The sequence below is a fragment of the Polynucleobacter sp. MWH-UH19D genome (assembly GCF_040409795.1).
GTDB lineage: Bacteria > Pseudomonadota > Gammaproteobacteria > Burkholderiales > Burkholderiaceae > Polynucleobacter.
On record NZ_CP099571.1, the window covers coordinates 1,371,539 to 1,386,686 of the forward strand.

The following is a 15,148-nucleotide window of genomic DNA, read 5'->3' on the forward strand; positions in this document are numbered from 1 at the left end:
TCTTCCATATGAGCCTGCAAAATGACACGAATTCCTCGATTTTTACCCTAGATATTGATGGAATGACCTGCGCCTCTTGCGTGGCAAGGGTTGAGAAGGCGCTTAATCGAATTCCTGGGGTAGAGGCTGCTAGCGTCAACCTTGCTACAGAACAAGCCAAAGTTCGTCTCGAGCCTGGCTCATCAACCACAGCAGACGAAATCATCCATTTAGTGCAAAAAACAGGTTATGGCGCCAAGATCAGCTCAGCCCATGGCAATTTTGATCCCAATCCCGCCCATGCATTTTGGGGTTCAGATGGGTTTGGAAGAGTGCTACTGAGTTTTATTCTCTCCGCCCCACTCTTTTTGCCCATGTTTTTCATGCCATTTGGCATCCATTGGGCACTTGCTCCAAAGTGGCAAATTTTATTAGCAACGCCTGTGCAATTCATTTTGGGTTGGCGCTTTTATAAAGCTGGCCTTAAATCACTAATGGCTGGTGCAGGAAATATGGATTTATTGGTCGCACTTGGAACTAGTGCTGCATATGGACTAAGTGTTTATCAAATGATTGCATCGCCTCACGCGGACCATGAGCTTTACTTTGAAGGCTCTACAGTCATTATTTGCATGGTCTTGCTTGGTAAATGGCTAGAAGCCAGAGCGAAGCGACAAACCAGCGAGGCAATTCGTGCGCTTCAAAAATTATGGCCAGCGAATGCAAAGGTTCTCAACTCCAATCTTGTAATAAAAGAAGGTGTTGCTCTTGATCAGTATCGCGAATTGCCACTGGATCAGGTGTTTCCAGGCGATCATATTTTGGTATTACCAGGCGAACGCATTCCAGTTGATGGCTTGATTCTCCTTGGCAATAGCCACATTGATGAGTCGCTTTTAACCGGTGAAAGCGATCCCGTTAAAAAATCACTTGGCGCGAAAGTGATTGGCGGATCACTAAACGGCGAAGGTGTTTTGATTATTGATGCAAAAGCAGTTGGTGTTGAAAGCGTCTTATCAAAAATCATTACCTTAGTGGAAGATGCTCAAACGCAAAAAGCACCTATCCAGAAATTAGTTGATCGAGTTAGCGCAATTTTTGTACCAAGCGTCATCATTATTGCGTTATTAACGGGTTTGGCAAATTGGATTTATTTAGACTCGGTTTCTATTGCCATCTTGCGTTCCGTATCGGTTCTTGTCATTGCCTGCCCCTGTGCGCTTGGCCTAGCCACTCCTGCGGCCATCATGGCGGGGACAGGAGTTGCGGCACGCTTTGGCATCTTAATCAAAGACCCCCAAGTTTTAGAGTTGGCGCATCGATTACAAATTGTTGCCTTTGATAAAACTGGCACTCTCACTATTGGCAAGCCACAAGTACTCGAATTCATTGATCTTAGCGGCAGTAATCATCAGAAATTGCTTCTTGCAACTGCAGCGGGCTTGCAAATGGGCAGCGAACATCCATTAGCTAAAGCGTTGATTGATGCAGCCAAACTTGCAGGCGCCATTCCTATCCCACCTTCCCAAAGCGAAGCGTTGCCTGGGGTTGGGATCAGCGGCGTACCAAGTTCTGGACCTTGGGCCAATCAAAAGCTCTCGCTTCAAAGTATTGCTTCGCTCGTAAATAATTCACACTATTCAGAAATTCTAGATAAGTCGCAACACTGCCTAAGCCAAGGACAAACCGTATCTGTATTAGTACATTCCGAAACGCCATCAACACCTCTGGCAATCATTGGTTTTGGAGATGAACTCAAGAGCTCGGCAAAGGCAGCAATCTCTGCTTTACATCAATTACACATTCGTACCGTCATGCTCTCTGGCGACAATATAGCTGCCGCAAAAAGGGTTGGCCAATCCATTGGAATTGATGAAGTTTTTGGGCAAGTATTACCAAGTAATAAGGCGGAAATTATTCGTCAATTGCAATCCTCTGGCCAAGATCAAGCTAGACAATACGTCGCCATGGTTGGCGATGGAGTAAACGATGCTCCGGCCTTAGCAAGTGCAGATGTAGGCATGGCAATGTCGACGGGTACAGATGTGGCAATGCAGGCAGCAGGCATCACGCTCATGCGCGGAGACCCCAGTCTTGTTGCGGGTGCGATTGATATCTCTAAAAAAACTTGGAGCAAGATTGGGCAAAATCTTTTTTGGGCATTTGCATTTAATGCCACAGGCATTCCTTTGGCAGCCCTTGGTTATTTATCACCCATGCTCGCGGGTAGCGCAATGGCACTTTCTAGTTTTTGCGTTTTAAGCAATGCGCTCTTACTGAAGCGTTGGCGCCCTACGCATCACTAATTCAAGCATCGCGCTTATTTTGCAGACTTACGGATTAGCTCAATATCACCATAAAAAGCGCGAGTTTCAGATTTAGTGTTATCCGTATCAGTAAGCAAAGCTATGCCAATCAAATCTCCTGGAATTTCACCATAAGCTCGTTTATAGTCTGCCGACAAATCTCGCTGATGCTTGTGCCATTGACCTAAATTATCCCAACCTGAATCCACCACAATCATTTTGATCCGCGAAGTATGGGCATTCGTAATGATGGAATCTACAGGCGACTTACCAGACCAGATATACATCAAGGTGGCATAAGGCATTTCTTGGCCGCTAATTAAATTCGCCATCTCAAAATTCATTTTTTCTTTTAAAGAAAGTTTGGATTTATTGCCATCAAATGCAACCAATATTCTCAATGGGGCATCATCTCGATAACCTTCACTGTTATCAGCTTCAGGCATCGCACTCAACGCCTTCCACTCCCATTGCAGCCATAAATTTGACACCTTCTTTGGTTTTAGCTTGACCGCCAAACCTGATGCTGCCGTTTTTGAGTTCGCACTTAAAACTGTTCTGCCTTGGTAATTCTCCAAACGATAGATGGTGTTCTTCTTATAAGGTGCAATGCGATAGAAGTTCCATCCTTGCGGCATACCCTCGCGCCCCGCTTGAGCAGAAAATTTTGGCAACTCTTCCTGAGCGGGTATTTGATCAACTCGAAAGCTTTTGCCAGACTCATCTTGAACGGAGTCTCCGCCAAATCCAGCACATCCAGATAAAACAATGGCTAACAGGATTGTTGTGAGAAATAAGGCAATTTTTCGCATAACAGAATTGTCCCAAAGTTTTACCCAACTGAGACTAAAATCGTCAAATGCGCCAACACTCACCATCAAGCTGGGCCGCAATCAGCATTTGCATTGCGGCATTGGTGCACTTTGCTTTGGGCTTCTCAATTGAATTTTCTGTTGATGAGGCTCACTACGCTTTATATGCGCAACATCTTGCTTGGAGCTACTTTGATCACCCACCATTGGTGGGATGGATCCAATGGCCACTTATAAGCATCACTTCGCTTGAAGGAATCATTCGACTCATACCAGAGTTTCTTTGGGTGATCTCTTGTTACTTGGTTTATCAAGTGACATTAGAAATTCATCACCTCATCCAAGGCAGAAATGCAGGCTACCTAACTAGTACGCTGCCCGCTCAAAATACCTGCGGACTAATGGCTGTACTTGCGATTATTGCCGCTCCGATTCCTCACGTGCTCGCGATTGGTTTATTGCCAGATACTTTACTGACACCTCTGAGTCTTGGGCTCATGTTGATGGCACTTCGCTGGCTTAGCAAAGAGTACTTTAATGTCAGTGATTGGGTTTTTACAGGTGTTTTGTTAGGTCTATCAGGCCTCAGCAAATACACCGCAGCCTTTAGCGCTTTGGCACTCTTACTTGTCTTCTTAAGTAGCCCAAGAAAAAATTGGATTAACACTACTGGATTTTGGTTAGCCGCCATCATCGCTCTTTTTTGCATTAGTCCTGTCCTCTATTGGAATTGGGCAAACGACTGGATCTCATTTAAGTATCAAATTGCACATGGTGCAGGTAGTACATGGCTATGGCGAAAATTAGCTACCTATGTAGGTCTACAGATTTTGGTTTACGGACCTTTGCTGTTACTTGGTACTTATTTATTTATTAAATATTGTGTGCATGGTGCGAAGCTTTCTGTATGGGCATTGCTTGGATTTTTTGTCATTCCATTTGCCATCTTCGCATCACTCTCTGGCGGCGGAGGCCTGCCACACTGGACAGCCCCAGCATGGTTCTGTCTTGCCCCCTTTGCGGGAATCGGCTTAGCAAAAGCTTGGTCGATGCAACATCGCCGTCTCATTCAAATTCTGTTTGTCTCTCAGTTGCTACTTTGCACTATTGGATTCGCTTACGTTCTAGCGGGTGGCATTCAATCAGAAGTGATTAAAGCAAATCCAATAGCTGACCTATATGGCTGGAAATCAGCTGGACACAAGGCATCTGAGCTGACACAAGCAACAAAAGCTCAAGGAATTGCCGTGCAAAATTGGACCTTGGGAAGTAGAGCTGCATGGTATGCAAAACCGACCCCGGTATTTGTTTTGGATGAGCGACGAGATCAGTTTGACCTATGGTTTGGCGATCTTCCTCAAGGGGCAAATATTCTTCTCATCAACTGGTCTGGAATGTCCTTTCCTGCGCCAATTGGCAATAAAAACTCTTTTGAGCGATGTGAGCCCTTAGATAGCCTAGAAATTAAGCGTTTTGGGCAAATTTTGTCTAAATTTGACTTTAGCCTTTGTAGCAACTGGCAGGGATCTAGCTTAGCCAAGTAAATCACTAAAATTCAAGACCTTAGGCGCCCAAAGCATTATCCTTACGCCTATGCGTTCACAAGTTACATCTACCCCAAATCCAAAAAATACTGCTGGGTGGAAATCCATTCTAAAACGCGCATGGCCAACGATTCGTATTGTTCTGTCTATTGCTTTGCTTTGGAAAGCAACCAGTGGCATCGATTGGCATACCCTACTCGACTCTGAGATCAAGATGCAACCTATATGGCTGGTTGCTGCGGCAATTGCGATTTGCTGTGCCTTCATTTGTGGCGGCTTGCGCTGGGGTTTTCTGATGCGCAGCGTCGGATTCCAGGGCGGGCTATTTAAATATATCGCCTTATATTTTGCTGGCGGTTTAATTAATCAAGGCTTACCAAGCACTCTCGGCGGGGACAGCTATCGGGCAATCACTGCTACGCATTTCAATAGCGCCGGTAGCCTCAGCGAAACAAAAGAGCTTGATCAAGAACTACATCATTCCGTTGATTTAGAACATGCAACACCGAAGCTCCGCTTGAGCTTTGCAATGGTACTGGTAGATCGCCTCTTGGGATTGGCAGGAAATAATTTACTTGGTGGACTTGGACTTATTCTGGGTGGCGCCACTCTTGCAGCTTGGGGTCAAGATCTTGGCTATGCCGTGGTCGCCGTAATGGTATTGGCTGGACTCTCTATAGCATTGGTGTTGACTTGGAAACCCACAACCGAGTTATTGCAAAAGTTACTTGCTCGCTTAAACATGGGCAATGCAATGCCAGGAATAAGACTGGCTTTCTCCTGGCCAATGAATATTGCTCAAGCAATTTTTGCGATTGCCATCCATGGATTTATTATTTTGGCTTTTGGATTCTGCTTAAGAGCCTATGGGGCTGAAGCACCCATTTCCAGCCTGATGATTGGCTTGCCAGCACTAAGCCTTTTACTCATGCTGCCGATCAGTATTTCAGGGTGGGGTCTACGTGAAGCCACTCTATCTTCTGTCTTAGCACTTTGGGGGGTGAGCCCATCACTCACAGTATTAGCCTCAATTAGTTACGGCGCACTTACTGTGATTTCCGTTCTACCAGGTGCATATTTTTTACTAAAACGAAAATAATCTCAGAGCGAAATTATGGCTATTAGCGTCAATACTATGCGGGCAATTGATCATTGGGTTGGTGTACCCCTTTGTGCAATCGTTAGCCCCTTTGTGGCAGTAGTTGACGGCATCAAAAATATATTTAGCCGCGGACCAGAAACACCAAAAAAACTATTATTTATTGAGCTGTCTGAGATGGGTAGCGCAATTCTGGTAGATCCTGCCATGCGAAACGCACAGGCACGCGGCGCAGAGATCTTTTTCTTAATTTTTAAAAGTAATCGCGCTAGCCTTACCCTACTCAATACCGTAAAGCCAGAAAATATCTTCACGATTGACTCTTCTAGCTTAAGTGGCCTGATTAAAGATACATTGCGCTTTTTAGTTTTGGCTCGCTATCACCGCATTGATGCAGTGATTGATTTGGAATTATTCTCACGCTTTACTGCCCTCCTTACTGGTCTATGCGGTGCTCGCAAGCGCGTTGGTTATCATATTTTTCATGGTGAAGGGTTATGGCGCGGCTTTATGCTGACTCGCAAAGTTCATTACAACCCACATATTCATATCACCAAAAACTTCCTAGCCCTAATTCATGCGGCTTTTGCTAAAGAAATTGAAGTTCCTTATAGCAAGATTCATATTGCCGATGCTGAAGTAAAGCTTGAGCAAGCGGTGATTAATCCCGATGTTTTAAAGAAGGTACTAGCTCGCATTGAGAAAAAGGCTGCTGAAGCCGGCATTTCTTTTACCTTTGGAAAAAATCGCATTATCTTGATCAATCCAAATGCAAGTGACCTCTTGCCACAACGTCGCTGGTCGCAACAACGTTTCTCTGAGCTCATTCAAGCAGTAAATCAGCGCTATCCAGAAGACCTGATTTTGATCACAGGGTCACCAGCGGAATTTGTCTATGTAGATAAAGTGCGCTTTGTTGCCAATGTCAAGAACGCCCTAAACTTTGCAGGTCAGGTGACTTTTTCTGAATTGCCTCCGCTCTACACACTCTCTGATGTAATGGTCACGAATGATTCTGGCCCAGGACACTTCTCTGCGGTCACACCCCTCAGAACCGTGGTGCTGTTTGGCCCGGAAACTCCTGCGCTATATGGTTCAGTTGGTAATTCTATTGCGATTACTGCAAATCTTGCTTGCTCTCCTTGTGTCAGCGCAGCAAACCATCGTAAGACCCCTTGTCATGACAATGTTTGCATGCAAGCAATTAGCGTTGCTCAAGTTTTAGAGAAAGTTAGCATTCAATTGCAAGAAGCGGATAAAGCTAAAGGCCGCTAGTGAAATGAGCAAAAAAGCGATTTCTACGCTAACTTGGTTTATCCCGATCGCTCCTATAGCTCTTGCTGCAGCGATTTATTTTGGTGAATTTCAAAGCAGTAGCTTTTTATCAATCAATCGCTTTACTCAACTCCTACCAGACACCTTGTGGGCATGGCTCACGTTCTTGGGTAATGGTTGGGGAGTATTTGCCTTAGCATTTCCATTACTTTTATTGGCACCACGAATATTTAGTGCTGGCATTTTAGGTGGCGCGATCTCCGCTCTGGCTAGTAGCACCCTAAAAAATATCTTTGATCTACCCAGACCTGGAGGTCTGCTAGAGGATGGTAGTTTTCACCGAATAGGCGATCTTCTGCAATACAAGGCTTTTCCATCTGGTCATACCCTTACCGCTTTTGCAATTGCAAGCGCATTGTATTTTTCTTGCGCCAAGAATAATCGCACTCACCTACTGATCCTATTCCTTGTAGCCGGTCTAGTAGGTTTATCTCGGAATGCTGTTGGAGCTCACTGGCTAACCGATGTCTTGGCAGGCGCCGGAGTTGGAATGTGGTGTGGAATGATCGGCGCCTATCTAGCAAATTACCTGCCTGAATCTCAACTGAAGCCACAAGCCCTTTGGACTCGGTTTATTGCTGTTGGCGGGCTTGTATCGATTTATGCCCATTACTCCCAAGTCATGGATCTTGAGTTAAATCTCCCACTGCAATATGCCTCTATTGCGATTATTACCATCACCTTAATATTTTTTATCAAGGCACAGGCAAGTCATTCCCAAACGAATGTAGAGTAAGGCTCATGTTTAGTTATCGTCATGCTTTTCATGCTGGTAGTCATGCCGATATTCTGAAGCACATCGTTCTTATTCAACTGGTTCAATATTTACAAGAAAAACCTGGCGCATTAACCATCGTGGATACCCATGCTGGCGCTGGAATTTATAGCCTAGAAGATGGCTTTGCCGCTGTTAGCAAAGAGGCTGCGGGCGGAATCTTTCGTCTTCAGAAGTTTGTGGAGGCAGGCAATACTGTTCCTAAAAGTATCCAGCAGTATCTAGACTGTATTTCTTCTGAAAATCCTCAAGGTGAAATTCAGATTTACCCAGGATCGCCATTTATTCTTGCGCGCTTTTTAAGATTGCAAGATCGTCTCAAATTATTTGAATTGCATCCCAAAGAAATCGATATTCTGCGTCAGAATGTTTCGCAACTTAAACAGTCCAAACAAATCGATGTGTATGCACAAGATAGCTTTAGCAGACTAAAAGGTCTGCTCCCACCACCAAGTAGACGTGGTCTTGTGCTCATCGATCCTTCATATGAAGATAAACAAGACTACCGTAATCTTGAAATCGCAATTGAGGAAGCTTTGCGTCGCTTTGCAACGGGTTGCTATGCAATTTGGTATCCAGCCATTTCCAGAAGAGAATCCGCAGAACTACCAGAGCGTATGAAGCGGATTGCGACTGCCAATAAACGCTCTTGGTTACATGCCGAGTTAAGAGTAGAAAACGCTCCGAATGAGCGCCGTTTGCAAGCTAGCGGTATGTTTATTATTAATCCACCATGGACGCTTGAGAAACATCTAGCTGAAGCGTTGCCGGTATTAGTTAAGGCCCTCGGCTTGGATGGTGGAGCAAAACTAATATTGAAGAGCTTTGAGGCCTAAAGGATCTAAGAAAGCTCACTCACCAGCTTGCTTTAATACTGAATCCAGTTGGACTGTAATCTAGTGTCGCGTTTGCCCCAACGGGTAGCGTCAGTTTTTCTGCCTGATGACCAAATGGCAAATCCACTAGGATTGGAATTTGCTTTGGCAGGCGATCACGAATAGCTTCTACTGCATGCTCAAAGTTGTACCCTTTATCGTTATCGTACAAACGATATGCTGAAAAGCCGCCCAATAATATTGCAGACTGATTTTGAAGAATGCCAGCATCAAGTAGCTGCATCATCATTCTTTCTAGTCGATAAGGATGTTCATTCACATCCTCCAAGAATAGAATACCGCCCTTCGTTTGTGCTGAAGATGGTAGATGGGATGTGCCAACAAGACTGGCTATCACCGTCAAGTTGCCGCCCCAAAGCAATCCAGCAATCGAGCCTGCACTTACCTCACCCAAGAAAGATTGAGGTGACTGAATTTGGCAATCCAACTTCCGCTCTTGGGTGGCTGATAAGAAATGCTTCCACATAAATGGATCTGGTGCAAGCGCATTGCCATGCTCGTCTAATCGACCAAAGTCATAATTGAGCATTGGGCCAGACAAAGTCACTGCCCCAGTTTTTGCTAATAAACCCAATTCAAAAGCCGTGAAATCACTATGTCCGCAAATTTGCAAACCATTTTTTACCGCTTTTGCAATGGTGTTCCACGCGATATCTGGCAACAAACGATGAATGCCATAACCACCACGCATGGCCATCACCAGATTTTTTGGATCAACTGTTGCTAAACCATTTAATTCATTTAAACGCTCCGCATCAGTACCAGCAAAACGTTCATGAACGCGATGTACACATTGAGCATTTGAAATTTCAATGCCCTGACTATGTAAATAGGCAATTCCTGCTTCAGGACTATTAGGGTCGAGATTTGCGCCCGAAGGGGCAATTAAATAAATAGCCTTCATCTGCGCTCCTTAAAGAAGCTGCGTAGTAACTGACCGCACTCTTCACCCATAATCCCACCCTGAACTACCGTTTGATGATTAATTTGCTTGGATGAGAATACATCCAAAACGCTTCCAGCGGCACCGGTCCTTGGATCCGGCGCCCCATACACAACACGATCCACTCGCGCATGGAGTATGGCTCCAGCACACATCGTACAGGGCTCTAAGGTGACGTACAGGGTGCTACCGGGTAGACGATAGTTTTCTTCTGCTTTAGCGGCTGCCCTCAGCGCCAACATTTCTGCATGAGCACTCGGATCATGATGATGAATCGGCTGGTTAAATGCCTTAGAAATAACCTTACCATCTCGTACTAAAACAGCACCTACAGGAACCTCGCCCGCCAGAGCAGCCAGTTGAGCCTGCCCAATGGCTTGTTGCATAAATTGATGATCAAGGTCTGCTTGGGTCATTTATTGGTGATGTACATCCGCCCAGCAATTGGGTGTTTCATACAGACGAACTGCAGAAAGCTGAAGTCGACCACCAAAAGCTTGATTGAATACAGGTTGCAAAATTGCAAAAGCAGTATTGGCTAGGTTTTCTACTGTAGGAACATGTTCCATGATCACTGTTTTATGATTTGGCAAGCTTGCCAGGAACGCTACCAATTTTTCATCCTCTTTTGCCACTAAGAATGCGTGATCCCAAGGCTCAACCACATGCTGATTTGTGAGACGCTTAATGTCACCAAAATCCAGCACCATTCCATCATCCGCCTTACCAGGATGATCTGCTACCTCGCCAGTTAAGATTACCTCGATAGCATATCGATGTCCGTGCAAATGTCGGCATTGACCATCATGATTCGGAATGCGATGGCCTGAATCAAATTCAAGACGACGAGTAATAGAAATATTCGATGATTTATTAGCCATTTAGATCTATCAATTAATGATCGCTATAGCGACCCATTTATCGAATTCCAATCAGTTTATGTGATTGGATGCTTAATCTCCACAATGGGCGCTTTTGACATAAACCAACAGCCAATTCGGTATTGCTTTTTACGTTTGGCCCATCCATGGGTTGCAAGAAACGGTTGCGGTAATCCATCTTCTCAAACCGAGACATTACATTTTCAAGCGCATCGTGACCAACTTGCGGCACTACTAATTTCAGCTCATTTGCCTGAAGAACAATGAGCTCAGATCCAGCCTTCGGGCTAACGCATACCCAATCGACTCCCTTAGGGACTTTAATGGTGCCGTTTGTTTCAATCGCCACTTCAAAACCTCTTTGATGAAGCGCAGAAATGAGAGACTCATCTAATTGCAGCAATGGCTCGCCACCAGTGAAAACTACGTATCGCTGTTGAGGGCCAGCCGAAGTACTTTTCCAAGACTGCTCAATTGCGCTGGCAAGGTCTTGTGCGTTATCAAATTTTCCACCGCCAATACCATCACTTCCCACAAAATCGGTGTCGCAAAATTGACAAACTGCACTGGCGCGATCCTCCTCACGACCGCTCCACAAATTACATCCAGCGAAGCGGCAGAAAACAGCGGCACGACCAGCGTGAGCACCCTCGCCTTGGAGTGTAGGGAAAAGTTCTTTTACGGTATACATAGCAATACGCTTATTTTAGTCGCATTGCTTACTTCCAGGAGACTAGCTCCCACTGCCAATAGTCTTCCCAATACGCATTGGACCAAAAGACTCCAGGGGTAATGTAACGCCCAGATCCTCTACGGATGACCCAGCGACCAATTTCTGGGGAGAGCCAAACATCTTCCTCTCGAATGTTCATCACCCTAAATAGGTCGTTACTTTCAAAATATGGGATTTCATTATGGTAATGAAGAGCGGGGAAAAGACCTGCTGGTGAAGATACTTGCTCCCAACCTAAGGCCGTCATATTGAGACCCCAGTAAAAACTACTGCCCGGATTCGACAATACTTCATAGCGTGATTTATAAAATGCATTCCAACCAGCTTGAAGTTGTGATGGCCACAAAGGAATGGGTTGTTGAAATTTTTGTGGCGGAGTCCAATGAGGATCTTGCAGAACATAGCCCCAAGGAGATTGAATTTCATCTGGAAGTGGCCCTGCCTTAACACCCACACGCTGAATCCGGATGACCTCACCAACGGAAATTACTCTCTCCGTTACGGTATCGATAATTTCTTGATTAAAAACATTTCTTACTCGATACACCCACTCTTGGCCAACCTTTGGAGCCCTCGCGATAGGAGCGGGAATTGGTTGCGCTAGAGCTGGACCCTCAGGAAAGGGTTGTGAAGAAATACACCCCACCAATAAGATTGATAGGGCGATAGATAAAAGCGCCCTCCAAGAAATCACTTGTAAGCGGTTAACTGCCACTGCAGACTATCCTCAAGATTAACGTTACCTATTTGCCCCTGAATCATGTAAGAGCCGGAAGATTCACGTGCAACCCAGCGGCCAATACTTGGAGCAAACCAAACAGTTTCTCTACGAATGCAGTTAACTTTATTATCATCATCACTTTCGTAATTCACTAAGCTTTGATAGCGCAACGTTAAGAAAGTACCAGCGGGAACGGTAATCTGCTCCCAGCCGTGGGCGCTCATATATTGCTGCCAAACATAAGCAGAATCTGGGTATCCCGCCAATTTATATTTAGTTATAAATTGCTTATTCCAAGTGCGACTTAATTCTTGAGGCCACAACGGAATAGCAGGACTAAAACTCACAACCTTTGGCCATTGTGGATCGGTCATTACCATACCCCAAGGGCCCTGCACTTCATTAGCCAATCTTCCGCCACTCTCGTCTGAGCGCTCAATCACAATCGTTGAACCAATGCTGCTGACTCGTTCAGTTACTAAGCCCAAATTTTTTCCATCAAACACATCTCGTTTGATATAGGTCCACTCTTGCCCAATTTGTGGAGGTCTAATAGCTGGCAAAGGCCTTGGTTGAGCAACAGGTGTACCACGCTCATAAGCCAATGGCACACCACAGGCTACTGGCGCTAAAGCTGCTGAAGTAATGAATGCGCGACGAGATAAATTCATATTTCCTCCAAAATCTATTGAATCAACTATACCCCAAGCAAACTTAACTCCTCAACAGTAAATCCAGCTTGCTTACGAGCCTCAAGATTAAATGGCCCTCTTAATTTCGGGGCGCGGTATTTTCTTGCTAGATCTCGGTAAACTGAAATTGGAGATAAGGCAGCTTTACTGCACAAGAAATTAAACCAATGATTGCCAATAAAAACGTGGCCGATCTCATCACGAAGAATAATGTCAAGAATCTCGACTGCACGGGCATCCTTGATTTGTTTGAAACGATCACGAATCATAGGTACTGCATCAAGACCTCTTGCCTCCATCGTTCTGGGCACTAAAGCCATTCTGGCAATCACAGAATCCTGCGTTCTCTCTACCATTTCCCACAAGCTGTTATGCGCTTGAAAGTCTCCGTAAGAGTAACCAAACGATTGAATATATTCATCGATGAGCGTGAAATGATAAGCCTCTTCTTTGGCAACTTTTAGCCAGTCCGTATAGTACTGCTCTGGCATATCAGAAAAACGCCAGATGGCATCTAGTGCAAGATTGATAGCATTAAATTCAATATGCGCTAATGAGTGCAGTAAAGACGCCCTACCCTCAACGGTATCCATCTTTCTTTTGGGTACATCTAAAGGAGGCACTAACTCAGGCTTAATTGGTCGGCCTGGAAGTGCAAGATTCGCGTCATCATAATTTGCAGCAACATCAAGACTAAGATTTTGCAGTTGATGATCATCAAATAGCTGAAAAGTTCGAGCAACCTTAATCTGGGGATCGCTTATTGCCAAAATTTCAAGGGCGGTTTGGCGTAACTCAGTCATCTAGCAAACTAGAACTTATTCCCACTCGATCGTGGCAGGAGGTTTTCCGCTAATGTCGTATACCACTCGATTAATACCGCGCACTTCATTGATGATGCGATTAGATACTTTGCCAAGCAAGTCATGTGGCAAATGTGCCCAATGTGCAGTCATAAAATCTTGTGTTTGCACTGCCCTGAGAGCAACAACATACTCATAGGTTCTGCCATCACCCATCACTCCGACTGACTTGACTGGTAAAAATACGGCGAATGCTTGACTTGTCAGGTCATACCAAGATTTTTGACTTGCTTCATCTATCGTATTGCGCAACTCTTCGATAAAAATAGCATCTGCTCTTTGCAAAAGGTTCGCAAACTCTGCCCTTACTTCGCCCAAGATACGAACACCAAGGCCAGGACCAGGGAAGGGGTGGCGATACACCATCTCACGAGGTAAACCTAAAGCCACGCCAAGTTCACGCACCTCATCTTTAAACAGTTCGCGTAGCGGTTCAAGTAGCTTGAGGTGCATATCTTCAGGCAAGCCGCCAACATTGTGGTGACTCTTAATGGTGTGAGCACCTTTTTTTCCCTTACCAGCAGACTCAATGACATCTGGATAGATCGTACCCTGCGCCAGCCACTTGGCATTTTTAATCTTTCCGGATTCAGCTTGGAAAATTTCTACGAACTCTTTGCCAATGATCTTGCGCTTAGCTTCAGGATCGGCAACTCCTGCAAGCTTAGACATAAAAGTATCTTTTGCATCAACCCGAATCACTTTTACACCAAGATTGCGAGCAAACATCTCCATAACCATATCGCCTTCATTTAGACGAAGTAGGCCATGATCAACAAATACACAAGTCAACTGATCACCAATAGCACGATGGATTAATGCAGCGGCAACGCTCGAATCGACACCACCAGATAAGCCTAAGATGACTTCTTCATCGCCAACTTGCTTGCGAATATTTTCTACTGCTTCCGCAATGTAATCACCCATCACCCAATCTGGCTTACAGCCGCAAATTTGATGCACAAATCGCTCTAGAATTGCAGTGCCCTGAATGGTGTGCGTGACTTCAGGATGGAACTGGAAAGCGTAGAAGCGACGCTTCTCATCTGCCATGCCCGCAATCGGACAAGAATCTGTCGAAGCCATCAAAGAGAAATCGGGTGGCAATTGCGTTACTGAGTCGCCATGACTCATCCATACCTTCAGAATGCCATGGCCTTCGCTGGTAGAAAAATCTTGTATACCCTTGAGCAAATTAGTATGACCATGCGCACGTACTTCGGAGTATCCGAACTCACGAGCCTTTCCAAGAGATTCAGCGGAAGCAACCGCGCCCCCCAACTGGGTTGCCATCGTTTGCATTCCATAGCAAATTCCCAATACAGGCACGCCAAGTTCAAAAACAATTTGCGGTGCGCGTGGGCTTCCTGCTTCAGTAACAGAGCTTGGGCCTCCAGAGAGAATAATCCCCTTACCACCCTGCTCTTGAATAAACTTGCGGATGAATTCTGGGTCGCAATCATAGGGATGTATTTCTGAATACACTCTACCATCACGCACACGTCTTGCAATTAATTGAGTTACTTGTGAACCAAAGTCGAGAATCAGTATTTTGTCGTGCACGAAACA

General features: G+C 45.1%; 15 protein-coding genes. 6 read left to right on the forward strand and 9 right to left on the reverse strand.

Going from position 1 to position 15,148, the window contains the following annotated elements; translation table 11 throughout:
* Positions 1–8: 8 nt before the first annotated feature.
* Entirely contained in the window at positions 9–2,285 is a 2,277-nt protein-coding gene (locus tag NHB34_RS06970) for a heavy metal translocating P-type ATPase (RefSeq protein ID WP_353426923.1), read from the forward strand.
* A 14-nt stretch (positions 2,286–2,299) separates the two neighbouring features.
* Here NHB34_RS06970 and NHB34_RS06975 read toward each other — a convergent pair whose 3' ends face one another.
* Complete coding sequence (locus NHB34_RS06975) at positions 2,300–3,097, reverse strand: DUF3047 domain-containing protein (RefSeq protein ID WP_353426924.1); 798 nt, start codon at positions 3,095–3,097, stop codon at positions 2,300–2,302.
* Positions 3,098–3,144: 47 nt separating this feature from the next.
* Here NHB34_RS06975 and NHB34_RS06980 point away from each other — a divergent pair, with 47 nt between their 5' ends.
* The 5 genes from NHB34_RS06980 to rlmJ are packed head-to-tail and all read left to right on the forward strand — an operon-like array spanning position 3,145 to position 8,686.
* Positions 3,145–4,641 carry a glycosyltransferase family 39 protein gene (locus tag NHB34_RS06980; protein ID WP_353426925.1) on the forward strand — a complete coding sequence of 499 codons (1,497 nt, stop codon included), beginning with the start codon at positions 3,145–3,147 and terminating at the stop codon, positions 4,639–4,641.
* A 49-nt stretch (positions 4,642–4,690) separates the two neighbouring features.
* Complete coding sequence (locus NHB34_RS06985; RefSeq protein ID WP_353426926.1) at positions 4,691–5,740, forward strand: lysylphosphatidylglycerol synthase transmembrane domain-containing protein; 1,050 nt, start codon at positions 4,691–4,693, stop codon at positions 5,738–5,740.
* A 15-nt stretch (positions 5,741–5,755) separates the two neighbouring features.
* A complete protein-coding gene (locus NHB34_RS06990) occupies positions 5,756–7,015 on the forward strand; it encodes a glycosyltransferase family 9 protein (RefSeq protein ID WP_353426927.1) in 1,260 nt (419 codons plus the stop codon).
* A gap of 4 nt (positions 7,016–7,019) precedes the next feature.
* Entirely contained in the window at positions 7,020–7,811 is a 792-nt protein-coding gene (locus NHB34_RS06995; protein WP_353426928.1) for a phosphatase PAP2 family protein, read from the forward strand.
* 5 nt (positions 7,812–7,816) lie between these two features.
* Positions 7,817–8,686, forward strand: a complete 870-nt coding sequence (rlmJ, locus tag NHB34_RS07000) for a 23S rRNA (adenine(2030)-N(6))-methyltransferase RlmJ (protein WP_353426929.1) — start codon at positions 7,817–7,819, stop codon at positions 8,684–8,686.
* 19 nt (positions 8,687–8,705) lie between these two features.
* Here the strand turns inward: rlmJ and NHB34_RS07005 are convergent, their stop codons facing one another.
* The 8 genes from NHB34_RS07005 to guaA are packed head-to-tail and all read right to left on the reverse strand — an operon-like array spanning position 8,706 to position 15,142.
* Complete coding sequence (locus NHB34_RS07005) at positions 8,706–9,650, reverse strand: LD-carboxypeptidase (RefSeq protein WP_353426930.1); 945 nt, start codon at positions 9,648–9,650, stop codon at positions 8,706–8,708.
* Positions 9,647–10,105, reverse strand: coding sequence for a tRNA adenosine(34) deaminase TadA (gene tadA / locus NHB34_RS07010; protein ID WP_353426931.1), 459 nt, complete (start codon positions 10,103–10,105; stop codon positions 9,647–9,649). The genes NHB34_RS07005 and tadA overlap by 4 nt, the downstream gene beginning before the upstream one ends.
* A complete protein-coding gene (gene queD, locus NHB34_RS07015) occupies positions 10,106–10,570 on the reverse strand; it encodes a 6-carboxytetrahydropterin synthase QueD (protein ID WP_353426932.1) in 465 nt (154 codons plus the stop codon).
* A 37-nt stretch (positions 10,571–10,607) separates the two neighbouring features.
* Entirely contained in the window at positions 10,608–11,261 is a 654-nt protein-coding gene (gene queE / locus NHB34_RS07020; RefSeq protein ID WP_353426933.1) for a 7-carboxy-7-deazaguanine synthase, read from the reverse strand.
* 28 nt (positions 11,262–11,289) lie between these two features.
* The gene (locus NHB34_RS07025; RefSeq protein WP_353426934.1) at positions 11,290–12,018 is read right to left on the reverse strand and encodes a hypothetical protein; all 729 of its coding nucleotides are present in this window, start codon (positions 12,016–12,018) and stop codon (positions 11,290–11,292) included.
* Entirely contained in the window at positions 11,994–12,695 is a 702-nt protein-coding gene (locus tag NHB34_RS07030) for a hypothetical protein (protein ID WP_353426935.1), read from the reverse strand. The genes NHB34_RS07025 and NHB34_RS07030 overlap by 25 nt, the downstream gene beginning before the upstream one ends.
* Positions 12,696–12,721: 26 nt before the next feature.
* On the reverse strand, positions 12,722–13,519 hold the full coding sequence (locus NHB34_RS07035; RefSeq protein ID WP_353426936.1) for a ferritin-like domain-containing protein: 798 nt from the start codon (positions 13,517–13,519) through the stop codon (positions 12,722–12,724).
* Between the two features lie 15 nt (positions 13,520–13,534).
* On the reverse strand, positions 13,535–15,142 hold the full coding sequence (gene guaA, locus NHB34_RS07040) for a glutamine-hydrolyzing GMP synthase (RefSeq protein ID WP_353426937.1): 1,608 nt from the start codon (positions 15,140–15,142) through the stop codon (positions 13,535–13,537).
* Positions 15,143–15,148: the final 6 nt, after the last annotated feature.